Source organism: Bacillus siamensis KCTC 13613 (assembly GCF_000262045.1).
Taxonomy (GTDB): domain Bacteria; phylum Bacillota; class Bacilli; order Bacillales; family Bacillaceae; genus Bacillus; species Bacillus siamensis.
In genome coordinates this window covers 1-26,744 of the sequence record NZ_AJVF01000016.1, presented here as the reverse complement: position 1 = coordinate 26,744, position 26,744 = coordinate 1, and the positions used below count along the sequence as shown (strand labels likewise).

Sequence of the window (26,744 nt, the reverse complement as noted above, 5' to 3'; positions counted from 1 at the left end):
GAAAGTTGCAGACGAGTTTTGTTTGAATGTGAGGTGGTAGTGTATAATATGTTGGAGATTATTGGGGGAATTTATAATAAATAAGCTATTTTATGATGATTGGAGAGAACATTGCTGACTAAAAAGAATGCCTTATCGATATTAAAAGTATTATTTCCTATTGCAGTTTTGCTTTTAGTCATTTATCAGTCGAAGAAGGAATTGACAGATCTTTCTTTTAAACGCACGCTGTACATTATTAACGGGATTGAGCGGTACGATTTATTTATCCTCGTTCTGCTCGGCCTCCTTGCCGTCAGTGTGATGTCCTTTTATGACTTTGTGCTGAAACGGGCGTTGCGGCTCAACATTCCGAATTGGAAAGTGTTCAGGGTTTCCTTTATCGCCAATTCCTTTAACAATGTCCTTGGATTCGGGGGTCTGGCGGGCGTCGGACTGCGGACGATGCTGTACAAAGAGCATACGAACGACGTAAAACGACTTGTCGCAGGCATTGCCTGGCTTACTTCTTCAGCGCTGCTCGGGCTGTCGGTCTTCAGTATTCTGACTGTCGCCCGGGTGCTGCCGGTGGGCGAAATCACAGGTGAGAAGCCGTGGCTGTGGGCTGTCATCGCCGGCGTGGCGCTTATTGTGCCGGTGGCCTTAATCGCCGCTTGGATCAACAATAAAAAAGCTCGAACGGAAGATGGTGAAGCAAAACTGAGGCATCCGATTTTTTCTTATATCGGAGCTTCGTTTGCCGAATGGTTTGCGGCGGCCGTCGTTATGTATTATTCACTGCATGTCATGGGGATTCACGCAGATGTCCGCCATGTATTCGGTGTATTCGCGATAGCCGCTATCGGGGGAATCATCAGCCTTGTGCCGGGCGGATTAGGCTCGTTTGACCTCCTGTTTCTGCTCGGCATGCAGAATATGGGCTTTCCGCAGGAAGCGGTTGTGACATCCATCGTCATCTACCGGATTGTGTATTCATTTATTCCGTTTGTGTTCGGGCTGTTCTTTGCGGCCGGCGACTTAACGGAAAACACGCTGAAACGGCTGGAATCAAATCCGAAGATGGCGCCTGCCGTAGAAACGACGAACGTGCTTCTCGTATTGCAGCGCGGGATCTTAATCAGAGTGCTTTACGGTTCGCTGTCGCTTTTGGTTTTCGTGTCGGGAGTGGTCGTGCTGGCGTCCGTCGCATTGCCGATCGACAGAGAGACGGTCATTCCGCATATTCCGCGGCCGGCGCTCCTTGCGTTTAACGCGTTATCGCTAAGCGCGGCTTTGATTCTATTAATTCTGCCGATTGAATTATATAAACGGACGAAACGCTCTTATTCAATGGCGGTCGCCGCGCTGGTCGGCGGTTTTGTGTTCAGTTTCTTAAAAGGAATGAACATCAGTGCGATCTTTATTCTGCCTGTCGTCATCGTCGTGCTTGTGCTGCTGAAGCGGCAGTTTATCAGGGAACAGGCATCGTATACACTCGGCCAGATGATTTTTGCGGCCGCTCTGTTTATTATCGCCTTGTTTAACTATAATCTCATTGCCGGTTTTATTTGGGATAAAATGAATCGGCTGCTGCGCCACGATTACTTCGTCCATAATAATTCGCACATTACATATGCGACGATGACGGCCATTATTGTCGTGCCTCTGTTTTTCCTTTTGTTTACGGTCTTTTATCATAAAAGATTGAAGCCGATCGGGGAAGAGGCCGATCCTGAACGGCTGAAGACCTTTTTGGCGGAAGAAGGCGGAAATGCGCTCAGCCATCTCGGCTTTCTCGGGGATAAGCGGTTTTATTTCTCAAGCGACGGCAAAGCGCTTTTATTGTTCGGCCAGATTTCGAGAAGACTTGTCGTGCTCGGTGATCCGTCAGGGCAGAAAGACTCTTTTCCGCTGGTAATCGAGGAATTTCTGAACGAAGCGCATAAGCAGGGACTGAGTGTCATGTTTTATCAGATTGAACGTGAAGACATGGCGCTGTACCACGATTTCGGCTATAACTTCTTCAAGCTTGGAGAAGAAGCTCTCGTGGATATGGAGGCATTTACGCTGTCAGGAAAGAAAAAAGCGGGGCTGCGGGCGATTAACAACAAATTTGACCGCGAAGGCTACACATTTCATGTCGGGGAGCCGCCGTTTTCTTCCGAGTTTATGGCCAAGCTGAAAGACATTTCGGACGAATGGCTCGGACCGAAAAAAGAGAAAGGCTTTTCTCTCGGTTTCTTCGATCGGGACTATTTGGAACAAGCCCCGATTGCTTACGTGAAAGACACAGAAGGGGAGATCATCGCTTTTGCCAACCTGATGCCGATGTACCAGGAAGGCGAAATATCAGTCGACTTGATGCGTTATCGGAAAAACGCGCCGAACGGTATTATGGACGCGCTTTTCATCCGTCTGTTTCTCTGGGCGCAGGAAAAAGGCTATACCACTTTTAATATGGGGATGGCGCCGTTGTCAAACGTAGGAACGGCCTTTACATCTTTCTGGTCGGAAAGAATCGCAGCCGTCATCTTCAACAACGTCCGGTATATGTACAGCTTCAGCGGGCTGCGGGCCTTTAAAGAAAAATACAAACCGGAATGGCGCGGGAAATACTTGGCATACCGCAAAAACAGATCACTGTCTGTCACGATGTTTCTCGTCACCCGCCTGATCGGAAAAACAAAAAAAAGACGCCGTTAAAAGGCGTCTTTTTTTTCCTTTAATGTAATTAACTAAAAATTCTAATTTTCTTTTGTTATACTGAATAACATACCATGAGACGAAAGGAAGACTGATGAATGAAACAGGCAGTTGTATTTAAATATGAAGCGTTTACCGATATTCCTGATCTGGGAAATCCCGCTGGAATCGTCTTTAACGGTGATGATTATTCAGATGAAGAGATGCAGATGATCGCCGAAATGGCAGGGTACAATGAAACCTCATTTCTCTGTAAAAGCGGAGAAGCCGATCTGCGCATCCGCTATTTTACACCCGGCCATGAAATGAATTTATGCGGACATGCTACAGTTGCCTCTCTTTACGCATTAATTGAAAAAGGAAGGCTTCAGGCTGATCAGACGTATCGGATTGAGACAAAAGCCGGCATTCTTCCCGTAAAAGCCGCTGAACGAAACGGGCGGGTATACATCACGCTTGAACAGGCTCCCCCGCAATTTCTGCCGTTTACGGGAGACAAAGAACAGCTTGCGGCTTCGCTCGGGATAACGGCTGAGGATTTCCACGGCGAGCTTCCGATTGTTTACGGATCAACGGGGATCTGGACACTGATTGTTCCGCTGAAATCACTTGAAGCATCACGGAATATGGTGCCGGACAACACGCAATTTCCCGCTGTATTGCAAGATCTTCCGAAAGCGAGCGTTCATCCATTTTCTCTGGAAACCGTTCATCAGGAAAGCGATCTGCACGGACGCCATTTTTCTTCTCCTTTCTCCGGAACGACCGAAGACCCCGTCACGGGAACCGCTTCAGGCGTCATGGCGGCCTATATGCGGCAATACGGGGGCTCTGAAGCCGAATGCCTCACGATTGAACAAGGTCAGGAAATAGGGAAAGACGGAAAAGTGGAAATCAGGATCACGGAGGAAGGCGGCAAGGTGAAAATCGAGATGACAGGAACGGCCGTGTATGCCGAATCAATTCATCTTCAGCTTCCGTAACGGTTTACAAAAGCCGGTTCTATCCGTTATATTATAAATGATAATCATTTTCAATTGAATAGGAAGGTGAATCGGCATGCCGAAAACCGAACAATTACAGCAAAACGAGAGTCTTAAACATACGATCAGAAACAGAAGATCCATCCGGTCATTTAAACCGGAAACCGTTCCTTCTGAAGTCATATTAGATATGCTCGAAACGGCCGTTTACGCACCGAACCACAGACTGACGGAGCCATGGCGTTTTATCTACGCGGCAAGCGAAGCGGGAAAAGAAAAGCTTGCGGACAGCTACGTTTCATTTTTCAAAAAAATAAAAGATGATTTCAACGAGGAAAAAGAGCGGAACATGAGAAAAAATCTCAGTGCCGTTCCGGGATTTTTGTTGGTCGTCTTAAAAGAAGATGAAAATGAATTTACGCGAAATGATGATTTTGCGGCGCTGAGCGGCATGATTCAAAACCTTCAGCTTCTCGCGCATGAAAACGGCATCGGCATGGTTTGGAAAAGCGGCCGCATTATGTATGACAAACAGGTGCATCAAGACTTCGGCCTTGCAGACAATGAGCGCTTCGCCGCCATCATCCAAACGGGCTATCCGGATGAACAGCCTAAGGCGAAAGAACGGACGCCGGCAAAAAGCCTGTTTACCGAACTGTAAAAAAATCCCCGTCCTCAAGAAGAGGCGGGGATTTTGTATTAGCGGGTTTTGCTTTTTGCTCTGTTGTCAGCAGCTTTCATCCGCGCTTGCGCTTCGCGGTCAGCGGAATCAGCAAGCTCGCTTGAATATTCCTCATATGTGCCGTCTGTTTCACGTTTCAAAGCAGCCGGAACTTGAGGAAGTTTTTGTTTGTTTTTATCACGGTTTTTGTGAGTATGATTTCTGCCCATATCAATCGCCCCCTGAAAAAAGTGATATCAAACAAACATAGTATCTGCCCGGTCCCGATCTTTATTCGTTTATTTCCGTTTGGCTGCTCTTTCCGCTTTTTTGAATTCACCGGAATAAAGGACTTCCTGCATTTTTTTGAGATTGGCTCCCTGCTGATGTTTTTCGCGCTTCTTTTCCATAAAAGAAGACCCTCCTTCAAAACAGAATACCAATAGGATTGGCTTTTATTTCCGTTTTTATGCAGATAAGAGATCCTTTAAAGCCAAATCAAGTTCTTCATACGTAAATTGAAAACCGGACGTCAGCGCCTGTTTAGGCAGGGCGCGCTGGCCTTTTACGATCAGCAGGCTCATCTCTCCCAATGCTTTCTCCAGAAAAACTTCCGGTACGGGAATCCAGTGAGGGCGGTGCAGGACGCTTGCGATCGTCTTTCCGAATTGCTTCATTTCAACGGGGTTCGGCGATGTCACATTCATCGGGCCGGATAAGTCATCATGCTCCGCCGCATACGCGATGAGTTCCGCGGCGTCATCGACATGAACCCATGACAGCCATTGCCGTCCCGAGCCGACGGTGCCGCCCGCTAACAGCTTATAAGGGAGAACCATGAGCGGCAGGGCGCCTTTTTCACCGAGCATCACGCCGAATCTGGCATATACCGTCCGAATGCCGAGCGCTTCAATTTTCTGGCCTTCACGCTCCCACATATGAGCCGTATAACTGAGAAAGTCTTCATTTGACGTATCGGACTGCTCGGTGAACGTTTTCTCTGTGCTAGTGCCGTAAATGCCGACGGCGCTTGCCTGAATCAGAGCCCGCGGTTTTTGGGGCTGCTGCTTCATAATCCGTCTGACTTCTCTCGTCGCTTTTATTCTGCTTGAGATGATTTGTTCCTTCGTTGTGTCCGTCCAGCGGTCAAAGATGGATTTGCCGGCGAGGTTCACCCATACATCAATAGGGGGAAGCTCGCGCTCAGGCGCCGCGTTTTCGGCCAGCCATTGAACATATGTCACATTTTTTTGTTCGGTTTCTCTCTGTTTTCTTGATAAAATATAGACATGATGTCCCCGGCGGGTAAACACATCTGTCAGATGCCGGCCGAGAAAACCCGTGCCGCCTGTCATCGCGATATTCATATCCATCTCTCCTTACACGTTGATACATATACTGTACCTCATTTGTCAAAAAGAAAAACGCCTGAACATCGGGCGGGAAAGGAGACCGGGATGCCGTTTATTACAAAAATATCGACCCAAAAGAAAAACACCGAGCGCTTCAACATCTTTCTTGATGAGAAATATGCATTCAGCGTCGACGCCGACGTACTTGTGCGTTTTGACCTGAAAAAAGGGAAAGAACTGGACGAGCTTGACATTCTTGAAATCCAGCACGGCGATGAAGTGAAAAAAGCCTTTAACCGCGCCGTAGATTTTTTATCATACCGGATGCGCTCTGAAAAAGAAGTCCGGGACCATCTGAAGAAAAAAGAAACACCTGAGATGGTCATTCCTGAAGTCATCCATAAACTGTACGATTACCGCTACTTAAATGACAAAGAATTTGCCGAAGCCTATGCAAGCACCCACAAAAAAACAAACGGCAAAGGCCCTGACGTCCTGTTCCGCGAGCTGAAAGCGAAAGGAATAGACGACGATACCATCAAGGAGACGCTCAGTGCGTTTACATTTGATGAGCAGATACAAGAAGCGCTGAAACATATCGGGAAAATCCTGAAAAAAGACAAAAAGCTGTCCACAAAAGAGATCAGACAGCGGGCGCAGATGCAGCTTCAGCGAAAAGGTTTTCCATTCGACGTCATCAACGCCGCCCTGGAGCAGACGGAGTATGAGAATGATGACGAAGCTGAGATGGAAGCCCTGAAGATTCATGGGGAAAAGGCGATCAGGAAATACCGCTATGACGGCAGCTATGAAAGCGGAATGAAGGTCAAACAGTACTTATTCAGAAAAGGATTCTCGATTGACGATATTGAACAATTTTTGCAGGAAGAGGAGTAAACCGAAATGGACAAACGATACAGTCAAATGACGCCTCATGAACTACAGACAGAAATTGCGGGATTGACGGAAAGAGCGAGAAAAGCGGAACAGATGGGCATTGTAAATGAACTGGCCGTGCTTGAACGGAAAATCACGATGGCCAAAGCCTACATGCTGGAGCCGGAAGACTTTCAGCCCGGCGCAGTGTATCAGATAGAAGGTTCTGATGACACATTCAGCATTGATTACATCAACGGCGTATTCGCCTGGGGGCACAGATCATCGTCGCCTGACCGGGAAGAGGCGCTGCCGATTTCTGTTTTGAAAGAAAAAAGTTAACAAAAGAGGCCGGCTCCGGCCTCTTTTTCTTTTGAACACATTCGTTTCAAACTTTCAGTAAAAAATGATTGAATTCAATTTCGATATCTTTTAAGATGAAATTCGTTGTTTTTTTATTAAAAAGGAGGCGAGTCGCGTTGAATATCAAAATGAAACAGCCATCAGTGAAATTAATGATTTTTGTTTTAATGATTTGCACATTTTCCATCGGGTATACGGAATATGCTGTCATGGGTATTTTGACGTCGATTGCCGATGACTTTCATATACATGTATCTTCAGCGGGCATGCTTGTTACGGCGTACGCGGCAAGCGTCTGCCTGACGGGCCCGATCGTAACCATTGTCGCGGTTAAGCTCCCGAGAAAGCCGGTGCTGCTCGGGTTGATGGGAATTTTCGTCCTTGCCAACCTGATGAGCGTCTTTGCGCCAAATTTCGCCGTACTGGCGATTTCCAGAATTTTATCCGCATCCATTCACGGAGCCTTTTTTGCTATCGCTATGGTGTTTGCGAGTGAAATGGTGCCGCCTGAAAAACGTTCCGCCGCCGCTGCATCGATGAACGGAGGATTAACCGTGGCGCTGATGCTCGGCGTTCCGTTCGGCTCTTATTTAGGGGATGCCCTTAGTTGGCGTGCCGTCTTTTTCATTATTTCTGTTTTAGGCCTGATCGGACTGATCGGTCTGATGCTGGTCGTACCGAATCAAAAACCGAAAGTGATTCCGATGCTGATGAATGAATGGAGTGTCTTTAAGCATAAGCAAGTGATTTTTTCCTTTGCGATCACCATTCTCGGCTATTCAGGCGTTTTTATCGCTTACACGTTTATCGAGCCGGTTTTAAGAGATTCAGCTGGTTTCGGCACGGTCGGCATCACAGGCGCGTTATTTGCCTACGGTCTCGGCGGAGTGGCGGGGAATTTTTTCGCAGGGAAAGTGCCGCTCAAACTGCTGACACGCACAATGATCGGCGTGATGATCGGCTTGATCGGCGTCATGGCGATTTTCCCTTATATCGCTGTTTTTCCCGCCGCAGCCGTTTCGGCGACATTTTTATTCGGTGCATGTGCGTTCGGTACGCCGCCGCTTTTACAGACAAAGGTTATTTCTTCCTCTGAAAACGGCACGACGATCGCCGCCGCGGTGAGCGTTTCCGCCTTTAACCTGGCAAACGCGCTCGGCGCCTGGATCGGCGGTTTGATTCTCGGCGGAACGGGATCTTACTCATGGCTGTTTGCCGGCGGTGCGCTGATGACCGCTCTCGGCCTTGTGCTGTCCACGTTCGCTCATCTGTCTGAGAAGAAGGACGTCTATGAATACCAAATGCATAAAGGATAACAAAAAGCTTGCAGCGGATATTCCGTCTGCAAGCTTTTTTTCAGTTTTCATCACGGTGAGCCGTCAGCGAGAGTAACGGGCAGCGGTTTTTTACTTACATATTACGGTATTTGTTTGACGTTAATGTCCTTTGCAAAAAAGAGACCGGATCATTTCCGGTCTCTTTACGGTGTGTTTATCGTCTGCCTGAAGCTCTCATGCGCTCTTGCGGGTGCGAATTAATTGAACCGTCCGCCCGTTTAGAAGCGTAGTCATCCTTTGCCCGCGGTTCGCCTTCAAACTTATTATTGTTCTGATTAGGAAATCCTTTTGCTTTGTTCCGGACCATTTGTTTTCCCCCTCGGCCAATATCAAAAGGTTGCGCCTTCTGGACTGAAGACGTAAAGTTAGTATATGCCTGTGACAAGCTGCGTAAAAGCAGCAGGTTTTCCCAAGGAAAGGAGACAGAGACATGAATACATATATCGACAAACTGACGAATTTGCTGCTTGAGAAAAATGATATGCTCAGCTATTTGCAAGCACGTACTTGGGTGGAGCTTTTATGGGGAGATTTCGAAGCGACTTACGCAAAAGCCGGCCGCCCGTATCAAGGAGAGCAAATGACAGAACGCGTCGTCAAGGAATGGATTGAATCGTACGGCAGCAAGCTTCATATGTTCCAAAGCATGCGGGAAGACGTTTCTCATTATTTGGATCAAAGCAGGGGACTCCTGCATTAACATAATAGTGCGTTCCGCCGGATGTCTTCCGGCGGTTTTTTCTTTTTATAAAAGAAATAGGAAAATCATGTTTGATGACCCGCAAAGTGTGGAATTGTGTAATAACTTAATAAAATAGCGGGGAGGAACCACAATGAACATGAAAAAAGGGTTAACCGCAATTATTCCGGCCGCAGGACTTTGCTTATTTTTAGCCGCAGGCACCGTTTTTTTTGATCCGGCAGCGAATGCCGCAGCAGTTCAGCAGACAAAAATAGACACCGCAGCAGATACATATATCGTGAAAGCAGGAGAACTTAACGTCCGTAAAGAACCAAATAAACAAGGGCGGATTGTCGGCACGCTCCGTTCAGAAGATGCCGTAAAGGTTAAACAGCTTGAAGGGGCAGATTGGGCCGAGATTAACTACAAAGGTCAGAAAGCCTATATCTCCACTCATTTTCTGATGAAGCAGCCGATGAAGGCAGTGACCGCGAAACAAACCGCTTTTTATACGCCGACTTTGGAAACCGGCAAAAAAAGCTCCGTGAAAGCGGGGGAAACCGTCAATGTGCTCGGCTGGGGATTCAGCCATGACGGAGGATTTGACCGTAAATGGGCGTACGTCACATACGGCGGGAAAGCAGGTTATGTGAAGACGGCCGACTTAGTTCAAAAATAAAGATTCAGGCAGGCGGATGAGCCTGCTTTTTTTCTGAAACTTTCCGCCTTTCCTTTTGTATGAAATGAAAAGGAGAGTGACGGATATGATAATGGTTATCGGCGGCCTTCTGATGGCTGCAGCCGGCATTTTAGTCACACTTTTCCCGCCGAAGTCAATTAACAGCCTGTACGGATATCGGACAAAACGCTCAATGGCGGATGAATCCCAGTGGAGAGAAGGCAACCGTTTCAGTGCGGTCCTCATGATTCTGTTCGGCCTTCTGACGGCTGCGGCCGGATTTGCGGGCAGCCTGCTCATTCCGCTCACTCAGCCGTACAGCCTGATCGTCCAAGCCGTATGTTTGATTGCGATCAGCGCGCTGATCATAGCCTTAACAGAAAGAAGATTAAAACAAAAGGGGAGGAGAACCGATTGAATGACATCACTTTTCACATGATCGAAACAAACGGAGTGACGCTGCACACGGCTTCAGCCGGCCCGAAAGACGGCCCTTTGGCGGTGCTGCTGCACGGGTTTCCGGAATTTTGGTACGGGTGGAAGAGCCAGATCAAACCGCTTGCGGATGCCGGATACCATGTTGTCGTGCCCGATCAGCGCGGCTATAATCTCAGTGATAAACCGGAGGGCATTGAAAACTATACCATTGATAAACTCAGGGATGACATTATCGGGCTGATCACTCACTTTACAGATGACAAGGCCGTCGTCATCGGTCACGATTGGGGAGGAGCTGTAGCCTGGCACTTGGCATCCACGCGGCCGCAATACGTTGAAAAATTAATCACGGTCAATATCCCGCATCCGGCGGTTATGCGGAAGGTTACACCGTTCTACCCCCCGCAATGGAAGAAAAGCTCTTATATCGCGTTCTTTCAGCTCCCGGAAAAACCTGAACGGAGATTATCTGAAGATGATTACCGTGTATTGGATCACGCCATCGGCTTATCCGAACGCCCGGCGCTTTTTTCACGGGAAGATGTCGACAGCTACAAAGAAGCGTGGGGCAGAAAAGGAGCCCTCACGGCTATGCTGAACTGGTACCGGGCGATCAGATGCGGCGGTTTAGGCCCTTCAGTTCCGCTTAAAATGTCTGTTCCGTACCGATTAATATGGGGCGTCAATGACCGCGCGCTGAGCAAAAAGCTCGCTTCGGAAACAAAACGGATGATTCCAAACGGCGACTTAATCTTCATAGATGATGCCTCGCATTGGGTCATTCACGAAAAACCGCGCATCGTCAGCCATTTGATTCATGAATACCTTCAGCAATAAAGTCTGTCCCGCGTACAGACTTTTTCTTTTTTTTCTCATATCTGCCGAAAAACATGACAAAATAAAAATATATAACCATATGCAGAAAAATTTTTCTTTCCCTGTAACGAAAAAAGGGTTTAAACGACTTTAAAAAAAGGAAAAGCCTTACTGAAGTTTTGCGGAGTATTCCACTAAGGCCGCACTAAAAAAAGAATAATACAAAAGAAGGTGCCTTCATGAAACAAAGGTTAATCTCAATTATTATTCCGTCTTACAATGAAGGAAACAACGTCAAGCTCATCCATGAATCTTTAAAAAAAGAGTTTCAAACGATTCATTATGACTATGAAATTTTCTACATCAATGACGGAAGCGCGGATGACACCCTTCAGCAGATTAAGGAACTGGCCGCCAGAAACCATCGCGTCAAATACATATCTTTTTCCCGCAACTTCGGGAAAGAAGCGGCCATTTTGGCGGGATTTGAACACGTGCAGGGAGAAGCGGTAATCGTGATGGACGCTGACCTGCAGCACCCGACGCATCTGCTGAAAGACTTCATTCAAGGCTATGAAGAAGGATATGACCAAGTTATTGCGCAGCGCAACCGAAAAGGGGACAGCCCCGTGCGTTCTGTGCTTTCTTCCCTGTATTATAAATTTATTAACAAAGCCGTCGAAGTGGATCTGCGTGACGGAGTCGGGGATTTCCGCCTGCTGAGCCGGCAGGCCGTTGATGCCCTTTTGAAGCTGAGTGAAGGGAACCGCTTCTCCAAAGGGCTGTTCTGCTGGATCGGGTTTGACCAGAAAATCGTATTTTATGAAAATGTCGAAAGGCAGAACGGCAAGTCCAAATGGTCATTCAGCAATCTGTTCAACTACGGAATGGACGGTGTCGTCTCCTTTAACAACAAACCGCTGAGGGTTTGCTTTTTCACCGGTATTCTGATATTGCTTCTGTCGATGGTTTATATTGTAACGACCTTTATTCATATTCTGACACACGGCGTGTCCGTTCCCGGATACTTCACCATTATTTCCGCCGTGCTGTTTTTAGGAGGCATCCAGCTTTTGAGTCTCGGCATCATCGGCGAGTACATCGGCCGGATTTACTATGAAACGAAAAAACGCCCGCACTATTTAATTAAAGAAGCGAATATTACGTACGGAGAACAAAATGAAACGAATTATACAAAAAAGCGCAAGTGGAACCATTAAACAGCCGCCGCTGTGCGCAGGGTCTGGAGACGTTGTATGAAAAAAAATAAATGGATCTTGCCGGCAGCCTGTGTGCTGGCTGCGGCAGCCGCTCATATTTTTTTCTTAAAGGAGTGGTCGGCAGGCCGCTATATGACGGGGTCTGGAGACGGGATCGCCCAAATGGCGGTCTTCAAAAAGCTGCTGTTTGACCAATATATGAACGGCCGGCTGTTTTACAGCTATTCGTTCGGAATGGGCGGGGGAGTGTACAGTCAGCTCGGCTATTATTTCTCTACTTCTTTTCTCTTTCTGTTTATCTCCGCCGCTGTCCGCATCCTGCAGCTAATGCAGCTGTCGGGTGACGCGGATGCGCTGTTTTGGGCCCAGGCCTCCGTTTTTATCAGCATCGCCAAGCAGAGTTTCGTCATATTCACGGCAGCCTGTGTGTTCCGTTATTTCGTCAAACGGACAGTGCCTGCTTTTGTCGGCGCCGTGTTGTACGGGGTCTCGATTATCTACTTCCGGCATGAGGTGTATTGGGACTTTTTCACTGACAGTATGGTGTGGCTGCCGCTGCTCGTGCTCGGCGCGGAAAAAATCATTACAGAAAAAAAGCCGGCGTGGTTTATCTTCGCCTGTGCGCTGACATTGATCAACAACTTTTATTTCGCGTATATTAACCTGATTTTCATCGGCATTTACATCTTATTCAGATGGATCATTCATCTTGAAGAGAATGAAGCCAAAAAGCTCACTCAATGCAGAATGTTTATTCTGTCAGGCCTGCTCGGCTTCGGCATAAGCGCAGTCTCCTTTATCCCTGTCGTATACGGATATCTTCATAATCTGCGGCCGCCGTATTCAGAGCAGATTGCATGGCTTGATTTTTCCGACAACATTTTATTCTCAAGCCGGATAATTATTCTGCCGGCGGTTTTTTTGCTTTTTCTATTTACATTTTCTTTATATAAAAACCGGCTGTTCCGGCTGTTCGCGGGAATCAGTCTGCTGTACATTCTGTTTCACTTCAGTCCGTTTGCGGCAAGTGCCTTTAACGGTTTTTCAGCTCCGCAAAACAGGTTTGAATACGTCTTGTGCTTCACGATTGCCGGAACAGTCGCAGCAGGGCTTTCTAAGCTTTCAGACATCAGCATGAAGAGTATGCTAATATCCGCCGTACTCGCCGTTCTGCTCTATTGGAGCCAGGTGAGACGGTTCAGTCTGGATATTTCTGATCAGGCCAACTTGCCTATCCTGCTCCTTCTGGGGCTGACCATTGCCGCTTTCCTTGCAGCAAAGACAAGACTGAAAGGCGCGGTGCCCGCCGTCTATGCCGTCATTCTCTTCACGGCGGTGCTGACGGCTAATACATATGAAAAATATGCGTTATCAGAAGGCGGGAAGATTTATACGGTATCGCATACCTTTATGACGGGTCCTGATTATAAGGGCAAAGAACAAACAGAGCTTATTCAGCGTCTGAAAGAAAAAGACCCGGATCCCTTTGCCCGTTTAGATTGGATGAACGGAGTATTTAATAACACTCCGATCATTTACGGGTTCAACGGATTCAGCGTATACTCAAGCATCCTGAACCGCAATCTGCTGTCCTTTTACTGGAACGACCTTCAGATTGATATGGGCAGAGAAAGCGTCAGCCGCTATGCGACATTAGGAAACAGGGCTAATTTACACAGCCTGCTTTACGGAAAATATTATATGACGGAAAAAACAAACGAGGCCGGCGTCCCTTACGGATTCAAAAAAATCATGGAGTCATCCCGCTATGCGGTTTATCAAAATCAATATGTGCTCCCGTTCGTCCGGACAGCCGATCGCGTATATAACGAGGGCGACCTGAAAAAAGCGCCCGCCCTTGCCAGGGAGCGGGCGATGCTTGATGGAATCATCACGGAATCGAGCACAGTAAAAACGAAAAAAACCCCAAAAGCGAAAAATATGATCCGTCAGGCCAAGGTAACGGCCGACCATGCGGATTATCAAGACGGCATCCTGACGGTAAACGAAGACGGCGGCGGCCTGATCATTACACCGCACGGCGCTGAGGCTGGCGGCGGAGATTATTATGTCAGCTTTTATTTATTGAACAAAGCGAAGGACCAGGGATTTACATTAAAAGTGAACGATTACACGACAACGAGAAAATCGAATCAATCCATTTATAAAACAGGTGTAAATGATCTCACCGTCAGAGTGCCGAAAACAAAAAACATTCAAATCCGGCTGCCGAAAGGAACGTATCAGCTCGACAGACTGGCGCTTTACGAAGAACGGTACGGAACACTGAAAAATGCATACCGAAAAGCGGAAAAAGAACCGCCGGCCGATCTCAGCTGGCGCGGAAATACGCTTCATATCTCGTATGAAAACAAAACAGGCGCGCCGTATATCATGCTTCCGATTCCATATGAAAAAGGATGGGAACTGAAGATAAACGGCAGACAAGAACAGATTGAAAAAGCGGATTATTCCTTTATCGGATTTAAAGCGCAAAAAGGAAAAAATGATATTCAATTAACGTATTACCCGCCGTTTTTTAAACCGGCTGCCACTCTATCGGTCATCAGCCTCGTGCTTGCCGCCATATATGTGAGAAGACAAAAGAAGCCCGGCTCTTAAACAGAGCCGAGCTTTAATTTTTTCTGCAGTTTTTCTTCGCTGAAAATCCAGCCCGTGTAAGAAGAAAGAGGCTCTAAATCATGACTGAGGTGGACGATGGCGACAAAGGGGTAGTGCCCTTTGCTTCGATAGCGCAAATCAATAAAACGCACCTCATAATGATCTTTAAAGGTATCGACCTCCCACCTGTAAACGGGCGAGAACGATAGAAAGGCTGCAATATTTTCATCCTGTTTCGCGGCCTTCATCACATCGGTTTCCGGTACGGGCACGCGGTTGAATGTATCCAATATCACCACATGGCCGTCAAGGCTTCTGCCGACATAAAAGGCATGCGCCGTCGTTACGGCGATTCGCCACTGCCTGAATTTCATCGTCGGCGAAATAATGATGGTTTCAATTTCTTCTTCAATCATCTCACGCAGCCGCCGCTTAATCCGCAGCTGCATCAAAAACCGGACGGCGTAATATCCCGCGAGGATGATATACAGCGTCAAAAATGTCACGCCCGGATGGCCTCCGATATACCACACGGCAATCGCGGCCAAATGGCTGATGAAAATAAACGGGTCAAAGGTATTGATGAGACCGAGAGCGACCCATTTTTTCGAAAACGGGCGGAGGGCCTGCGTTCCGTACGCGTTAAAAATGTCGACAAACACATGCAGAACGACAGCCAGAAGCGTCCACAGCCACAAGTGCAGAAAGTTCGCTTCCGGGTAAAACATAAACAGAATGCCCGGAATCAGAATGGACCAAAATAAAACGGCGGGAATGGAGTGCGTGAACCCTCTATGATTTCGAATATAAACGGCATTATTTTTCAGCTTCAATATGGTATCAATATCAGGTGCCTGAGAGCCGGCAAGAGCGGCGATCATAACTGCCTGAGACATGGGGGTATGCATGCCGACGGCAGGATCGAGAGTTGCGATTCCGCCAAGCGCGATGCCCATGACAACGTGAGTGCCAGTATCCATTGGTGACCTCCTAGCAGGCGTTATACATCAGTCGCCCGCATATTTCGCATTATAAGATATTCCCCATTTTCTGTTTGCCCAATCATGGCGTTTATCCGCCGTTCTCATATGTTTCCGCTTTTTCTTTATCACTATTTAATGTAACATATTATCGTAACGTGCCCTTAGTTTACACCAAAATACAGTGTCAAGAAAAGCGGGACCCGAAACATCTGAGGAGAAGATATGAACGCACTTGAAGAAAAATTGAAACAAAAAGATATAGACGCATTTCGTAAGGATTTAATTACATGGTTCGAAAGAGAACAGAGAATTCTGCCGTGGAGAGAAAATCAGGATCCGTATCGGGTGTGGGTGTCAGAGGTCATGCTGCAGCAGACGCGCGTAGATACTGTCATCCCTTATTTCCAACGGTTTCTTGAGCAATTTCCGACCGTCTCGGCGCTCGCTGAAGCCGATGAGGAAAAAGTGCTCAAAGCCTGGGAAGGGTTAGGCTATTACTCCCGTGTGAGAAATCTGCAAAGCGCCGTAAAAGAAGTGCACGAGCGGTACGGGGGAGTCGTTCCTGACGGGGAAAAGGAATTCGGCGGACTGAAAGGTGTCGGCCCTTATACAAAAGGCGCCGTGCTCAGCATTGCATACAACAAGCCGGTTCCGGCCGTAGACGGCAATGTGATGCGTGTCATGTCGAGAATTCTTTCCATATGGGACGATATCGCAAAGCCGAAAACGAGAACCATTTTCGAACAGGCGGTATCCGCTTTTATTTCTCATGAAAAACCATCTGAATTCAACCAGGGTTTAATGGAGCTCGGTGCGATCATCTGCACCCCGAAATCGCCGTCCTGTCTGCTGTGCCCCGTGCAAAAGCACTGTTCGGCATTTGCGGAAGGGACAGAGCGGGAGCTGCCTGTCAAAAGCAAAAAGAAAAAACCCGGGGTGAAAACAATGGCAGCCGTTGTGCTGACAGACGACCAGGACAATGTCTATATTCATAAACGGCCGCCAAAAGGACTGCTCGCCAATCTGTGGGAGTTTCCGAACACCGAAACCCAAAAAGGAATCAAAACCGAAAGAGAGCAGCTTGAAGCCTTTTTAGAAAAAGAGATGGGAACAACCGCTGAAATCGGGGAGCTGGAAGGCATCGTTGAGCATGTTTTTACTCATCTCGTCTGGAATATTTCGGTCTTTTTCGGTAAAGTAAAACAAGTGTCGGATACATCAGAATTAATACGGGTCACAAAAGAGGAACTCGAGGAATATGCTTTTCCCGTTTCCCATCAAAAGATTTGGAAAATGGCGGACGAAAGCGGCCGCCGGTAAAAAGCGTCAGTCATAGCTGACGCGCGTGCCGTGGCTGTAATCCGCCTCATTCCGTTTCAGTCCGCCGCGGGCTTCGATTTCCTGAATCAGTTCCCGGTATTTGGACTGGCCTTCCTCGTTTAAATACGGCATAATTTGCTGGAAGGCATGGTGGAAATAGGCGAGCTCTGAATCTTTCCAATCTTGTTTGGGCATCATGGCCAATTCGCCCATATCACGTCCGACATACATATAAAAAGACCCCTTTCAATGAATATTGCTTTTATTGTTTGTTGAATGAAAAGAACTATACGCAGCAAGGAGCTGAGGAAAAATGGAACAAAATAAATGCGCACTGATCACGGGAAGCAGCCGGGGCGTCGGAAAAGCGGCAGCCATCAGACTCGCAGAAAAAGGCTACAACATCGTCATCAATTACGCTCGCAGTAAAAAAGCGGCACTAGAAACTGCCGAAGAAATTGAGAAACTCGGCGTTAAAACGCTCGTCATTAAAGCCAATGTCGGCCAGCCGGCAAAAATTAAAGACATGTTCCGCCAGATCGACGAAGCATTCGGCAGACTGGACGTATTCGTCAATAACGCGGCTTCAGGCGTGCTGAGACCGGTTATGGAACTCGAAGAAACACATTGGGACTGGACGATGAATATCAACGCGAAAGCATTGCTTTTCTGCGCTCAGGAAGCGGCAAAGCTGATGGAGAAAAACGGAGGCGGCCACATCGTCAGCATCAGCTCGCTCGGCAGCATCCGTTACCTTGAGAACTATACGACGGTCGGTGTCTCAAAAGCCGCTTTAGAAGCGTTAACCCGTTACCTGGCGGTTGAGCTTTCTCCGAAAAATATCATCGTAAACGCGGTTTCCGGCGGAGCGATTGATACGGACGCGCTGAAGCATTTCCCTAACAGAGACGAATTGCTTGAAGATGCCCGCCAAAATACGCCGGCCGGCAGAATGGTCGAAATTAAAGATATGATCGATACGGTGGAGTTTTTAGTTTCTTCAAAAGCGGACATGATCCGCGGCCAGACCATCATTATCGACGGCGGACGCTCTCTGCTCGTATAAGTTTTTAAAAAACATGAATAGCCTTAACACCTCCTGCACATTCTAAAGTGCGTGGAGGTGATAACAATGGCAAACTCAAAATACAGCAAAACAGACGTTCAGCAGGTGAAAAAACAAAATCAGCAATCAGCTTCCGGTCAAGGTCAATACGGCACTGAATTCGGCAGTGAAACTGATGCGCAGCAGGTAAGAAAGCAAAACCAATCTGCTGAACAAAACAAACAGCAAAACAGCTAATCACTGAAACAAAAAAGCACTTCATCCTCGGATGGAAGTGCTTTTTTCTTTTCTCAAAACGACAAAACTTGTGATTCCTCTACAGAATGAGTCAAAGGGTTTTCCGGCTGAAAATCGAAATGGTAAGGAGTATCAACCTAAAAGCCTAAGGAGGAACCCGATGTCAGAGTTTGAAAAGCTTGTAAGTGAACAGATGAAGATCATGGATCAGCTTCTCGAGCTGCAGTCAGAACTCGACCGCTGCCGGCAGGTGGAGGCGGAACTCATCAGTCTGGAAAGAGATGCGAAGCTGGACAATGTACAGGACGAAATTGCGACAAAGCGAAAAGATCTGGCCGGCATACAGGAGTTATTCCAAAGGCAGACAGAGCAAGTCATCCAGTCTTATCGCAGCACGGAAAAGCCGTCTTCCTATGTGCAGAAATGAATGTGCCATTCCGGAAGCGGAGTGGTTCTTTTATTTTCATTTTTTAATTCGTAACGGTATAATAGTGAAAAGACTTGTCGGAAAGCAATTGCGGCTGCATTGACTGCAGGGCTTTACAGAAAGTAGGGGAGAAATATGGGATATCCCAAGGAAGGAGAAACCATTCAAATTCACAGCTATAAGCATAACGGGCTGCTTCATCGAATTTGGAATGAAACGACGATTTTAAAAAGTACGGAATTGTGTATCATCGGAGCTAACGACCGGACAATGGTGACGGAATCCGACGGACGGACGTGGGTGACGAGAGAACCGGCGATCTGCTACTTTCATGCCCGTCAGTGGTTTAACGTCATCGGAATGCTGAGAGATGACGGGGTTCACTATTACTGCAACATCAGCTCGCCGTTCGCTTATGACGGGGAGGCCATCAAATATATTGATTACGATTTGGATGTCAAGGTGTTTCCGGATATGACGTATAACATTCTTGACGAAGATGAATACGATGATCACCGCAAATCAATGAATTACCCTAAAGAGATCGACAGCATTCTGAAGGAGTATCTGAATACGCTGCTGCACTGGATTCATCAGCGGAAAGGACCGTTTGCTCCGGAATTTGTTGATATGTGGTATGAACGGTATCTGCGCTATACAAAATAAAGAATATAATAAAAACCTGTTGGGGTGTCAACAGGTTTTTCACATGGGCTCACACGCCTTAAAGAGAGAGGGGGATAAAGTGTGGGCGTAATCAGACGCTATATGCAATTTGTAAAACCTTATAAAAAACAAATCTTTATCACAGTGTGTATCGGTATTATAAAGTTCTCCATCCCGCTGGCTCTCCCGCTTCTGTTAAAATACGTAGTCGATGACATTATTCAAGGGAGCGGCACGGCAAGCGCTAAAACGTCATCACTATTCACGATTATGGGCATCATGTTCGTGCTGTTTTTAGTTCTGCGTCCGCCGGTAGAATATTATCGGCAATATTTCGCGCAATGGACGGGCAGCCGGGTGCTCTACGATATCAGAGGAGTATTGTTTGACCATATTCAAAAATTGAGCCTGCGGTTTTATGCCAATACGAGAACAGGCGAAGTCATTTCCCGGGTGATAAATGATGTCGAACAGACAAAAGACTTTGTCATAACGGGACTGATGAATATCTGGCTTGATATGATGACGGTGCTGATCGTCATCTGTATTATGTTCACACTCGATGTCAAGCTGACACTGATATCTGTCATTTTATTTCCGTTATACGGAATTTCAGTGAAATACTTTTACGGCCGTCTCCGAAAACTGACACGCGAGCGTTCTCAGGCTCTCGCTCAGGTGCAGGGCCATTTGCACGAAAGAGTTCAAGGGATGCCCGTTATCAGAAGCTTCGCCATTGAAAATTATGAACAAGCCAATTTTGATGAGAAAAACGGACATTTTCTGGACAAAGCGATCCGTCATACGAATTGGAACGCCAAAACATTTGCGGTCGTAAACACCATTACGGATTTAGCGCCGCTGCTCGTTATCGCGTTTGCGGGCTATTTTGTCATAAACGGCCCGCTGACAGTAGGGACAATGGTTGCGTTCGTCGGTTACATTGACAGAATGTACAATCCGGTCAGAAGATTGATCAACTCATCGACGACGCTGACCCAGTCGATTGCTTCAATGGACCGCATATTTGAATTTATCGACGAGCCGTATGAATTGACTGATAAACCGAATGCCGTCAAGGCTGACAGCATTAAAGGCGAGGTTGAATTCCGAAATGTTTCGTTCTCCTATGAAGAAGGAAAAGAAAAGATCTTGCGGGACGTTTCCTTAAAGGTGACAAAAGGGGAGACCGTTGCGCTTGTCGGGATGAGCGGCGGCGGAAAATCTACGCTTGTCAGCCTCATACCGCGTTTTTATGATGTGTCCGGCGGCAGCCTGCTGATTGACGGCACAGATATTCGCGATTATGAAGCGAGAAGCCTCCGCAATCAAGTCGGAATGGTGCTTCAAGATACATTTCTGTTCAGTGAGACGATTCGTGAAAATATCGCCATCGGTAAACCGGGAGCGTCTCTGGATGAGGTGGTTGCGGCTGCGAAAGCGGCAAATGCCCATGAATTTATTATGGGCTTCCCCGAAGGCTATGAGACCAAAGTAGGCGAGCGGGGCGTCAAATTGTCAGGCGGGCAGAAGCAGCGGATTTCGATCGCGCGTGTATTCTTAAAAAATCCGCCGCTGCTGATTTTGGATGAAGCGACTTCGGCTCTTGATCTTGAAAGTGAACACTACATTCAGGAAGCGATGGACAAGCTTGCGAAAAACCGGACGACATTTATCGTCGCCCACAGGCTGTCCACGATTACGCATGCGGATAAAATTGTCGTCATGGAAAACGGCTCCGTCATTGAAACCGGCACGCACGAAGAATTAATGGCGCGTGGCGGCCAGTACAGACATTTATTTACGATCCAGAATTTAAATTGACCGAAAAACTTATGCCGGCCGAATGGGCGGCATAAGTTTTTTTATACAAAAAAACCCGGTTCTTCTTAGCACCGGGTTACTCATCATCGTCTGTTTCTAATTCGCTGTCTTTCGGGTGGTATGTCTGGAAACTCGTAATCAGTGTATCAAGATGTTCCAGCTGCTCGCGGTATTCCGCAACCGCAGCCATAATGCTGAGCATATTGTAATCAAGCAGTTCATCCTCGCAGTTCTGCTGATTTTTCAAGAAAGACTTCGTCAAAAGCTGTTTATATCTTATGCTTTCTTCAGCATCGTCATCATGCGGCTTAATCTTGCCGACAGTCCGCATCAAAATTCTTTCGTGCCAATGAAGCAGATAATCAATTTCTTCTGTCAGCGTCTCCTGAAATTCCTCCGGCATATGATAAATCTCGTTTTCATAGCGATGCAGCTTTTTCAGCGTATCAAGCGCCCGGTTCGCCGTAATAATCGCTTGTCTGAATAAAACAAGCTTGCGCGACTTTACATACGTTGTCTTCTTAAAGTAGCTTCTCTCTTCTTTATAAAGAAGATACGTATGGTCAAGCTTCATCATCTTTTCCTTCAGCTTCTCAATATCTTCTTTCAATATCGAGTGCTCCGTCGACTGGCGCATGGTCAGTCTGATCCATTTCATGATCTCATCGGTGTATTCAACCGTATGATGAGTCAGTTTCGTTTCGTATTTCGGCGGAAGAAACACAAGGTTCACAATAAAAGAAGAAAGCACGCCTAAAATAACGGTGCTTGTTCGAATCAGAGCGAACGTCAGGAAGCTGTTTCCCGGTGTTTCCAAAATCGCGATAACTGTAACGAGCGCAATTGAAATGGTGTGTTCAATTTTCAGTTTTAACATAATCGTAATGACAATGACTGCGGTCAATCCGATCATAATCGGACTCGGTCCGAAAATCAGTCCGAATACCGTAGCGATGACAGCGCCGATGATATTTGCCTGCACCTGATCAATAATGATAAGAAAAGACCTGTAAATAGAGGGCTGTATGGCAAATATAGCTGCAATCCCGGCAAAGATCGGCGACGGAAGTCCGATCCATGATGCTAAGTAGAGGGCGAGCGTAATCGCAATCCCTGTTTTAAAAATGCGGGCACCAAGTTTCATTGGTTTGTGCGTGCATTCCTTTCTCTAATAAATTATGTGCCGAACGAACGGCTGACACTTACATTTCCCTGTCGGTTTATTTGCTAAACAATAAAGTAATATACAGGGATCATACCAATTATTCAAGGTCTTTTTTTGAAAAAACCATTATCTCACAAATCGGACAAAAAGAAAAAGCGGAAGCCCCGGGCTTCCGCTTGTTTCAACAGTTATTTTTTCATATGTCTGAACGCATCTTCGACCGCTTTTAAAGTGGCATCGATATCTTCTTCAGTATGTGCGGTTGTGATAAACCAAGCTTCATACTTCGACGGGGCGAGATTGATCCCGCGTTCAAGCATCAGCTTGAAGAACTTGGCAAATGCTTCTCCGTCCGTATTTTCCGCCTGCTCATAATTGACGATCTTTTCATCACTGAAGTAAACCGTAAGCGCGCCTTTTAAACGGTTGACGGTAATGGTAATGCCATGTGTCTCCGCATGGGCGAGAATGCCTTGCTCAAGTCTTGCGCCGAGCTGATCAAGCCGCTCATAAACGCCTTCTTCCTTCAGCACTTCCAGACAGGCGATACCGGATAAGATGGATGCGGGATTTCCGGCCATCGTGCCGGCTTGATATGCCGGACCGAGCGGAGCAACCTGTTCCATGATCTCTTTTTTGCCTCCGTAAGCGCCGATCGGCAACCCGCCTCCGATGATTTTTCCGAGCGCCGTTAAATCAGGCTTTACTTGGAGAAGATCCTGCGCGCCTCCGTACATAAAACGGAACGCCGTGATCACTTCATCATAAATGACGAGCGCGCCCGCTTTATGGGTCAATTCATTGACCTGTTCCAAAAAGCCTTCTTTAGGTTCAACGATGCCGAAATTCCCGACAATCGGCTCGACAAGAACTGCTGCAATTTCTGAACCCCATTTGTCCAATGCGGCTTTGTAACTGTCAATGTCATTGAAAGGAACGGTAATCACTTCTTTGGCGATGCTTTTCGGCACACCGGCGGAATCGGGGGTGCCGAGCGTAGACGGACCTGAACCCGCAGCGACAAGCACGAGATCAGAATGGCCGTGATAGCAGCCTGCGAATTTAATGATTTTTGTCCGGCCTGTATAAGCGCGTGCAACCCGGATCGTTGTCATCACCGCTTCAGTACCAGAGTTTACGAACCGCACTTTATCAAGTGAAGGAATGGCCTCCTTCAGCATTTTGGCGAAAGTGACCTCATGCTTAGTCGGCGTTCCGTACAGTACGCCGTTTTCAGCGGCTTTTTTAATCGCTTCTGTAATATGCGGGTGGGCATGTCCGGTAATAATCGGACCGTAAGCCGCTAAATAATCAATATACTGATTCCCGTCTACATCCCAGAAATAAGCGCCATTTGCTTTTTCCATCGCAACTGGTGAACCGCCGCCTACCGCTTTATAGGATCTGGACGGGCTGTTCACGCCTCCCACGATATGCTCTAACGCTTCTTTATGAAGTTCAACTGATTTTGTATACAAAAAATGACCCTCCTAATATCTCCTTACATCATATTCTATTGTAGCATGCTTCAATGCGAGCACAACGGTTCTTGCTTCCAGAAAAGAGCGGGGGATAACAGTTGTAATCTTAACGCGAATTGGATACGCTTAATAAAAAACCCGGAGGTATAAGAAATGACGATTGAAATCGGACAAGCAGCACCGGATATGAAATTAGTGAACGACAGCGGAGAAAAAGTATCATTAACAGATTTTAAAGGGAAGTACGTCGTGCTCTATTTTTATCCGAAAGACATGACACCCGGATGCACGACGGAAGCATGCGATTTCCGTGATCAGCACGAAAGTTTCGCGGGACTTGATGCGGTTATCATCGGAGTAAGCCCTGACAGCCGTGACAAACATGAAAAATTCAAGCAGAAACACGATCTTCCTTTCCAGCTCCTCGTCGATGATGAGCACAAACTGGCGGAAGCTTTTGATGTGTGGAAGCTGAAGAAGAATTTTGGGAAAGAATATATGGGTATCGAACGCTCCACCTTTCTGTTAGACAAAGAAGGCCGTCTCGTGAAGGAATGGAGAAAGGTAAAAGTAAAAGATCATGTTGCGGAAGCGCTTCGCGAATTAGAACAAATTGCGTCTAATTAATGGACAAATGCTGAACTCACGGGGTTTTCGTCAGATTGCATTTGACAGGAGACCGGAAAAAGATGTACACTAATTATAAACATTATAAAGTAAGAATCTTTTTTAGAAGAGAGGTGCATGACGGATGGCTGCACATGAATTAAAAGAAGCCTTAGACACGTTGAAGGATACGGGAGTCCGGATTACTCCTCAACGTCATGCCATTCTGGAATATCTCGTGGACTCTATGGCTCATCCGACAGCGGACGATATATATAAAGCCTTGGAAGGGAAATTCCCTAATATGAGTGTTGCGACAGTTTATAACAATTTGCGTGTATTCCGGGAAGCGGGGCTTGTAAAGGAGCTTACGTACGGAGATGCGTCCAGCAGATTTGACTTTGTCACCTCTGACCATTATCACGCCATTTGTGAAAACTGCGGAAAAATCGTGGACTTCCATTATCCTGGCCTTGACGAAGTGGAACAGCTTGCGGCTCACGTAACGGGGTTTAAGGTAAGCCACCATCGTTTGGAGATTTACGGCGTCTGCCAAGAATGCTCCAAAAAAGAAAACCATTAAACGAAGCTGACCGCTTTGATACGGTCAGCTTTGTTTATTTCACACTGTTTTTTCTGTTATAAGACTCATCGAACGCTTTGCCTTCCAAACCTTTATCCAATGTAAGCGGCTCTCTGCAATGCATGCACATATCCACTCTGCCCAGAATCTTCGTTTCTTTCTCGCAGGCGGGGCACATCACCCGGACCGCTTTTGTGGACAGCATGCCGATCCAAAAATAAACGGCGGTGCTGAGCCCGATCGACAGCAGGCCGAGAATCATAAACAAGCTGGCAAGCAAAACAGACTGCTTAAAGAACAGCCCGATGTACATAATGATAAACCCAACGAAAACCAAACTTAACGCAAACGTTCTGATCTTATTAATTTTGCTTGAGTATTTCGCCATGTCCATCCCCCTCTGGTTTAACTATAGCACAAATCAGATGGCATATTCTTCATGTTTTCGTAAGAAAAGGGAAGAATAGATATGGCAGCTGAAAGGAAATTTGTTATAATAGTTCAATGTGTTTAGAAAAAAGGACTTTCATGTTTTATCATAGAAATGTAGAAACAAAAGCTTGTGAAACAATCGCATTGGAGGAATCGTAATGGACAATCTTCTCCGTCCAATTTACCAAGAAAGAGCAAGTCATCCCGATACGCTGGCCGTCCTTATGATTGAGAGAAGGAGCAAAGCATCATCCATCACAGATAACTTTGATGCGGTCATGCTTGTCATTGTCAAACAGGCTGAAGAGCCTCTTTTTATAAAGCATTATGAATTCGAACACAAAACCGCTTCCTTACATATTGTAACGGATGCCCTGCTTCAGGAATGGATTCTGCTGGGGACAAATAGAAGAGTTATAGATTGGATCATAAACGGCAAGGTGCTGTTTGACCGCAATGAATATATATCTGAACTTAATGACCGGCTCAGCACTTTTCCTTTCGCCGAGCGTAAATTAAAGATCGGAATGGAATACGGCAAGCTGATCAGAAGGTTTGTAGAAGGAAAAGCGTTTTTTGAAGCTGATCATTTTCTGGATGCATATTATGCGGTCGTGCATGCTCTTCACCACTTGGCCCGCATAGAAGTGATTGACCGGGGGTTTTATCCTGAAACGACAGTCTGGAATCAGGTCCGCCATATTGAACCGCAGGTATATAAGTTATATTCCGAACTTGTCGAGAGCCACGAAAGTTTGGAGAAAAGGCTCGAATTATTATTCTTAGCAAATGATTTTCTCATCCATTCAAAAGCTGAAATCGGCTCTGCGCATCTTTTTCAAGTTATGAGTGAAAAAGAAATGTGGCAGTTTGGAGAATTGCTTCAGCATCCTGAGCTGGCGCCTTTCACCCAAGATCTCGGTGTCATGCTTGATTACCTGACGGAAAAAGGTTTTATTGAAGTATCTCAAATAGAGACAAAAGGGCAGGAAGTATATCATCGAGGATATTCTTTCAAAAAAAGTGTTGACGCTGAATTATAGGCGTGTTATATTATTAAACGTCGCTGATGCGCTTCGACAAAAAGCACACAGCGGCGGAGAAATAAAAACAAAAAAACATTTGACAGCAACTTGCTGAAATGTTATACTGAGAAAGTCGCCTCAAGATGAGGTTGAAGATGATCTTTGAAAACTAAACAAGACAAAACGTACCTGTTAATTCAAAGTTTTAAATAAATCGC

The 26,744-nt window shown here is 46.6% G+C and carries 29 protein-coding genes and 1 pseudogene; 21 read left to right on the top strand and 9 right to left on the bottom strand.

Annotation, left to right across the window (positions count from 1 at the left end):
- Nucleotides 1–111: 111 nt before the first annotated feature.
- The 3 genes from mprF to Y79_RS0105140 all read left to right on the top strand — a co-directional run bounded on the left by mprF (nucleotide 112) and on the right by Y79_RS0105140 (nucleotide 4,326).
- Nucleotides 112–2,682 carry a bifunctional lysylphosphatidylglycerol flippase/synthetase MprF gene (gene mprF / locus Y79_RS0105150; protein WP_016936725.1) on the top strand — a complete coding sequence of 857 codons (2,571 nt, stop codon included), beginning with the start codon at nucleotides 112–114 and terminating at the stop codon, nucleotides 2,680–2,682.
- Nucleotides 2,683–2,780: 98 nt separating this feature from the next.
- Nucleotides 2,781–3,665, top strand: coding sequence for a PhzF family phenazine biosynthesis isomerase (locus Y79_RS0105145; RefSeq protein WP_016936724.1), 885 nt, complete (start codon nucleotides 2,781–2,783; stop codon nucleotides 3,663–3,665).
- A 76-nt stretch (nucleotides 3,666–3,741) separates the two neighbouring features.
- The gene (locus Y79_RS0105140) at nucleotides 3,742–4,326 is read left to right on the top strand and encodes a nitroreductase family protein (protein ID WP_016936723.1); all 585 of its coding nucleotides are present in this window, start codon (nucleotides 3,742–3,744) and stop codon (nucleotides 4,324–4,326) included.
- A 38-nt stretch (nucleotides 4,327–4,364) separates the two neighbouring features.
- Here Y79_RS0105140 and Y79_RS0105135 read toward each other — a convergent pair whose 3' ends face one another.
- The 3 genes from Y79_RS0105135 to Y79_RS0105125 form a co-directional block, all read right to left on the bottom strand.
- Nucleotides 4,365–4,556, bottom strand: coding sequence for a YfhD family protein (locus tag Y79_RS0105135; protein WP_016936722.1), 192 nt, complete (start codon nucleotides 4,554–4,556; stop codon nucleotides 4,365–4,367).
- 69 nt (nucleotides 4,557–4,625) lie between these two features.
- Nucleotides 4,626–4,736: a YfhE family protein gene (locus tag Y79_RS1000000120655; protein WP_003155504.1), complete on the bottom strand. Its 111-nt coding sequence runs from the start codon at nucleotides 4,734–4,736 to the stop codon at nucleotides 4,626–4,628.
- A gap of 57 nt (nucleotides 4,737–4,793) precedes the next feature.
- Complete coding sequence (locus Y79_RS0105125) at nucleotides 4,794–5,693, bottom strand: TIGR01777 family oxidoreductase (RefSeq protein WP_016936721.1); 900 nt, start codon at nucleotides 5,691–5,693, stop codon at nucleotides 4,794–4,796.
- A 90-nt stretch (nucleotides 5,694–5,783) separates the two neighbouring features.
- Between Y79_RS0105125 and recX the strand changes: the two genes are divergently transcribed.
- The 3 genes from recX to Y79_RS0105110 all read left to right on the top strand — a co-directional run bounded on the left by recX (nucleotide 5,784) and on the right by Y79_RS0105110 (nucleotide 8,233).
- Nucleotides 5,784–6,575, top strand: coding sequence for a recombination regulator RecX (gene recX / locus Y79_RS0105120; protein WP_016936720.1), 792 nt, complete (start codon nucleotides 5,784–5,786; stop codon nucleotides 6,573–6,575).
- Nucleotides 6,576–6,581: 6 nt separating this feature from the next.
- A complete protein-coding gene (locus Y79_RS0105115) occupies nucleotides 6,582–6,896 on the top strand; it encodes a YfhH family protein (protein ID WP_016936719.1) in 315 nt (104 codons plus the stop codon).
- 143 nt (nucleotides 6,897–7,039) lie between these two features.
- Nucleotides 7,040–8,233 carry an MFS transporter gene (locus tag Y79_RS0105110; protein ID WP_029575233.1) on the top strand — a complete coding sequence of 398 codons (1,194 nt, stop codon included), beginning with the start codon at nucleotides 7,040–7,042 and terminating at the stop codon, nucleotides 8,231–8,233.
- Between the two features lie 175 nt (nucleotides 8,234–8,408).
- On the opposite strand, the gene Y79_RS0105100 is transcribed toward Y79_RS0105110, so the two are convergent.
- Complete coding sequence (locus Y79_RS0105100; RefSeq protein WP_003155495.1) at nucleotides 8,409–8,561, bottom strand: small, acid-soluble spore protein K; 153 nt, start codon at nucleotides 8,559–8,561, stop codon at nucleotides 8,409–8,411.
- 123 nt (nucleotides 8,562–8,684) lie between these two features.
- Here Y79_RS0105100 and Y79_RS0105095 point away from each other — a divergent pair, with 123 nt between their 5' ends.
- From Y79_RS0105095 to Y79_RS0105070, 6 genes are all read left to right on the top strand, one after another.
- Nucleotides 8,685–8,954 carry a YfhJ family protein gene (locus Y79_RS0105095; protein WP_016936717.1) on the top strand — a complete coding sequence of 90 codons (270 nt, stop codon included), beginning with the start codon at nucleotides 8,685–8,687 and terminating at the stop codon, nucleotides 8,952–8,954.
- Nucleotides 8,955–9,087: 133 nt separating this feature from the next.
- Nucleotides 9,088–9,615: an SH3 domain-containing protein gene (locus Y79_RS0105090; protein ID WP_016936716.1), complete on the top strand. Its 528-nt coding sequence runs from the start codon at nucleotides 9,088–9,090 to the stop codon at nucleotides 9,613–9,615.
- Nucleotides 9,616–9,700: 85 nt separating this feature from the next.
- On the top strand, nucleotides 9,701–10,033 hold the full coding sequence (locus tag Y79_RS0105085) for an SdpI family protein (RefSeq protein ID WP_016936715.1): 333 nt from the start codon (nucleotides 9,701–9,703) through the stop codon (nucleotides 10,031–10,033).
- The gene (locus Y79_RS0105080; protein WP_016936714.1) at nucleotides 10,030–10,890 is read left to right on the top strand and encodes an alpha/beta fold hydrolase; all 861 of its coding nucleotides are present in this window, start codon (nucleotides 10,030–10,032) and stop codon (nucleotides 10,888–10,890) included. Before Y79_RS0105085 ends, Y79_RS0105080 begins: the two co-directional genes overlap by 4 nt.
- Nucleotides 10,891–11,108: 218 nt before the next feature.
- Complete coding sequence (locus tag Y79_RS0105075) at nucleotides 11,109–12,089, top strand: glycosyltransferase family 2 protein (protein WP_016936713.1); 981 nt, start codon at nucleotides 11,109–11,111, stop codon at nucleotides 12,087–12,089.
- Between the two features lie 36 nt (nucleotides 12,090–12,125).
- Complete coding sequence (locus Y79_RS0105070) at nucleotides 12,126–14,711, top strand: YfhO family protein (RefSeq protein ID WP_016936712.1); 2,586 nt, start codon at nucleotides 12,126–12,128, stop codon at nucleotides 14,709–14,711.
- Here the strand turns inward: Y79_RS0105070 and Y79_RS0105065 are convergent.
- A complete protein-coding gene (locus Y79_RS0105065) occupies nucleotides 14,708–15,691 on the bottom strand; it encodes a metal-dependent hydrolase (protein WP_016936711.1) in 984 nt (327 codons plus the stop codon). The two genes, Y79_RS0105070 and Y79_RS0105065, sit on opposite strands and share 4 nt — an antisense overlap.
- 225 nt (nucleotides 15,692–15,916) lie before the next feature.
- On the opposite strand from Y79_RS0105065, the gene mutY reads away from it, so the two are divergent.
- Nucleotides 15,917–17,014, top strand: coding sequence for an A/G-specific adenine glycosylase (gene mutY, locus Y79_RS0105060; protein WP_016936710.1), 1,098 nt, complete (start codon nucleotides 15,917–15,919; stop codon nucleotides 17,012–17,014).
- A 6-nt stretch (nucleotides 17,015–17,020) separates the two neighbouring features.
- Here the strand turns inward: mutY and Y79_RS0105055 are convergent, their stop codons facing one another.
- Nucleotides 17,021–17,245, bottom strand: coding sequence for a hypothetical protein (locus Y79_RS0105055; protein WP_016936709.1), 225 nt, complete (start codon nucleotides 17,243–17,245; stop codon nucleotides 17,021–17,023).
- A gap of 82 nt (nucleotides 17,246–17,327) precedes the next feature.
- On the opposite strand from Y79_RS0105055, the gene fabL reads away from it, so the two are divergent.
- The 5 genes and pseudogenes from fabL to Y79_RS0105030 all read left to right on the top strand — a co-directional run bounded on the left by fabL (nucleotide 17,328) and on the right by Y79_RS0105030 (nucleotide 21,234).
- Nucleotides 17,328–18,080, top strand: a complete 753-nt coding sequence (gene fabL / locus Y79_RS0105050; protein WP_016936708.1) for an enoyl-[acyl-carrier-protein] reductase FabL — start codon at nucleotides 17,328–17,330, stop codon at nucleotides 18,078–18,080.
- Between the two features lie 84 nt (nucleotides 18,081–18,164).
- A pseudogene (locus Y79_RS0105045) lies at nucleotides 18,165–18,317 on the top strand (gamma-type small acid-soluble spore protein); the annotation flags it as partial.
- Nucleotides 18,318–18,477: 160 nt separating this feature from the next.
- The gene (locus Y79_RS0105040; RefSeq protein ID WP_003155476.1) at nucleotides 18,478–18,744 is read left to right on the top strand and encodes a YgaB family protein; all 267 of its coding nucleotides are present in this window, start codon (nucleotides 18,478–18,480) and stop codon (nucleotides 18,742–18,744) included.
- A 135-nt stretch (nucleotides 18,745–18,879) separates the two neighbouring features.
- Complete coding sequence (gene ntdP / locus Y79_RS0105035) at nucleotides 18,880–19,410, top strand: nucleoside tri-diphosphate phosphatase (protein ID WP_003155475.1); 531 nt, start codon at nucleotides 18,880–18,882, stop codon at nucleotides 19,408–19,410.
- Nucleotides 19,411–19,491: 81 nt separating this feature from the next.
- Entirely contained in the window at nucleotides 19,492–21,234 is a 1,743-nt protein-coding gene (locus Y79_RS0105030; protein ID WP_016936707.1) for an ABC transporter ATP-binding protein, read from the top strand.
- Between the two features lie 76 nt (nucleotides 21,235–21,310).
- Here the strand turns inward: Y79_RS0105030 and Y79_RS0105025 are convergent, their stop codons facing one another.
- Both Y79_RS0105025 and Y79_RS0105020 read right to left on the bottom strand, forming a co-directional pair.
- Complete coding sequence (locus Y79_RS0105025; RefSeq protein WP_016936706.1) at nucleotides 21,311–22,378, bottom strand: aromatic acid exporter family protein; 1,068 nt, start codon at nucleotides 22,376–22,378, stop codon at nucleotides 21,311–21,313.
- A gap of 209 nt (nucleotides 22,379–22,587) precedes the next feature.
- Nucleotides 22,588–23,877 (bottom strand): glutamate-1-semialdehyde 2,1-aminomutase, encoded by a 1,290-nt coding sequence (locus tag Y79_RS0105020; RefSeq protein ID WP_016936705.1) that lies wholly within the window; start codon nucleotides 23,875–23,877, stop codon nucleotides 22,588–22,590.
- Between the two features lie 156 nt (nucleotides 23,878–24,033).
- On the opposite strand from Y79_RS0105020, the gene bcp reads away from it, so the two are divergent.
- Both bcp and perR read left to right on the top strand, forming a co-directional pair.
- Entirely contained in the window at nucleotides 24,034–24,507 is a 474-nt protein-coding gene (gene bcp, locus Y79_RS0105015; RefSeq protein WP_016936704.1) for a thioredoxin-dependent thiol peroxidase, read from the top strand.
- Between the two features lie 124 nt (nucleotides 24,508–24,631).
- Nucleotides 24,632–25,069, top strand: coding sequence for a peroxide-responsive transcriptional repressor PerR (gene perR, locus Y79_RS0105010; protein ID WP_013351502.1), 438 nt, complete (start codon nucleotides 24,632–24,634; stop codon nucleotides 25,067–25,069).
- Nucleotides 25,070–25,103: 34 nt separating this feature from the next.
- Here the strand turns inward: perR and Y79_RS0105005 are convergent, their stop codons facing one another.
- Nucleotides 25,104–25,457, bottom strand: a complete 354-nt coding sequence (locus Y79_RS0105005; protein ID WP_007408568.1) for a YgzB family protein — start codon at nucleotides 25,455–25,457, stop codon at nucleotides 25,104–25,106.
- 202 nt (nucleotides 25,458–25,659) lie between these two features.
- Here Y79_RS0105005 and Y79_RS0105000 point away from each other — a divergent pair, with 202 nt between their 5' ends.
- Complete coding sequence (locus Y79_RS0105000) at nucleotides 25,660–26,544, top strand: nucleotidyltransferase-like protein (RefSeq protein WP_016936703.1); 885 nt, start codon at nucleotides 25,660–25,662, stop codon at nucleotides 26,542–26,544.
- The last annotated feature ends 200 nt before the right edge of the window (nucleotides 26,545–26,744 follow it).

Excerpts from the sequence above, each read along its gene's own strand:
- Y79_RS0105145 (WP_016936724.1), top strand. The coding sequence starts at position 2,781 with ATGAAACAGGCAGTTGTATTTAAATATGAAGCGTTTACCGATATTCCT.
- Y79_RS0105140 (WP_016936723.1), top strand. The coding sequence starts at position 3,742 with ATGCCGAAAACCGAACAATTACAGCAAAACGAGAGTCTTAAACATACG.
- Y79_RS0105135 (WP_016936722.1), bottom strand. The coding sequence starts at position 4,556 with ATGGGCAGAAATCATACTCACAAAAACCGTGATAAAAACAAACAAAAA.
- Y79_RS1000000120655 (WP_003155504.1), bottom strand. The coding sequence starts at position 4,736 with ATGGAAAAGAAGCGCGAAAAACATCAGCAGGGAGCCAATCTCAAAAAA.
- Y79_RS0105125 (WP_016936721.1), bottom strand. The coding sequence starts at position 5,693 with ATGAATATCGCGATGACAGGCGGCACGGGTTTTCTCGGCCGGCATCTG.
- recX (WP_016936720.1), top strand. The coding sequence starts at position 5,784 with ATGCCGTTTATTACAAAAATATCGACCCAAAAGAAAAACACCGAGCGC.
- Y79_RS0105115 (WP_016936719.1), top strand. The coding sequence starts at position 6,582 with ATGGACAAACGATACAGTCAAATGACGCCTCATGAACTACAGACAGAA.
- Y79_RS0105100 (WP_003155495.1), bottom strand. The coding sequence starts at position 8,561 with ATGGTCCGGAACAAAGCAAAAGGATTTCCTAATCAGAACAATAATAAG.
- Y79_RS0105095 (WP_016936717.1), top strand. The coding sequence starts at position 8,685 with ATGAATACATATATCGACAAACTGACGAATTTGCTGCTTGAGAAAAAT.
- Y79_RS0105090 (WP_016936716.1), top strand. The coding sequence starts at position 9,088 with ATGAACATGAAAAAAGGGTTAACCGCAATTATTCCGGCCGCAGGACTT.
- Y79_RS0105085 (WP_016936715.1), top strand. The coding sequence starts at position 9,701 with ATGATAATGGTTATCGGCGGCCTTCTGATGGCTGCAGCCGGCATTTTA.
- Y79_RS0105075 (WP_016936713.1), top strand. The coding sequence starts at position 11,109 with ATGAAACAAAGGTTAATCTCAATTATTATTCCGTCTTACAATGAAGGA.
- Y79_RS0105070 (WP_016936712.1), top strand. The coding sequence starts at position 12,126 with ATGAAAAAAAATAAATGGATCTTGCCGGCAGCCTGTGTGCTGGCTGCG.
- Y79_RS0105065 (WP_016936711.1), bottom strand. The coding sequence starts at position 15,691 with ATGGATACTGGCACTCACGTTGTCATGGGCATCGCGCTTGGCGGAATC.
- mutY (WP_016936710.1), top strand. The coding sequence starts at position 15,917 with ATGAACGCACTTGAAGAAAAATTGAAACAAAAAGATATAGACGCATTT.
- Y79_RS0105055 (WP_016936709.1), bottom strand. The coding sequence starts at position 17,245 with ATGTATGTCGGACGTGATATGGGCGAATTGGCCATGATGCCCAAACAA.
- fabL (WP_016936708.1), top strand. The coding sequence starts at position 17,328 with ATGGAACAAAATAAATGCGCACTGATCACGGGAAGCAGCCGGGGCGTC.
- Y79_RS0105040 (WP_003155476.1), top strand. The coding sequence starts at position 18,478 with ATGTCAGAGTTTGAAAAGCTTGTAAGTGAACAGATGAAGATCATGGAT.
- ntdP (WP_003155475.1), top strand. The coding sequence starts at position 18,880 with ATGGGATATCCCAAGGAAGGAGAAACCATTCAAATTCACAGCTATAAG.
- Y79_RS0105025 (WP_016936706.1), bottom strand. The coding sequence starts at position 22,378 with ATGAAACTTGGTGCCCGCATTTTTAAAACAGGGATTGCGATTACGCTC.
- bcp (WP_016936704.1), top strand. The coding sequence starts at position 24,034 with ATGACGATTGAAATCGGACAAGCAGCACCGGATATGAAATTAGTGAAC.
- perR (WP_013351502.1), top strand. The coding sequence starts at position 24,632 with ATGGCTGCACATGAATTAAAAGAAGCCTTAGACACGTTGAAGGATACG.
- Y79_RS0105005 (WP_007408568.1), bottom strand. The coding sequence starts at position 25,457 with ATGGCGAAATACTCAAGCAAAATTAATAAGATCAGAACGTTTGCGTTA.
- Y79_RS0105000 (WP_016936703.1), top strand. The coding sequence starts at position 25,660 with ATGGACAATCTTCTCCGTCCAATTTACCAAGAAAGAGCAAGTCATCCC.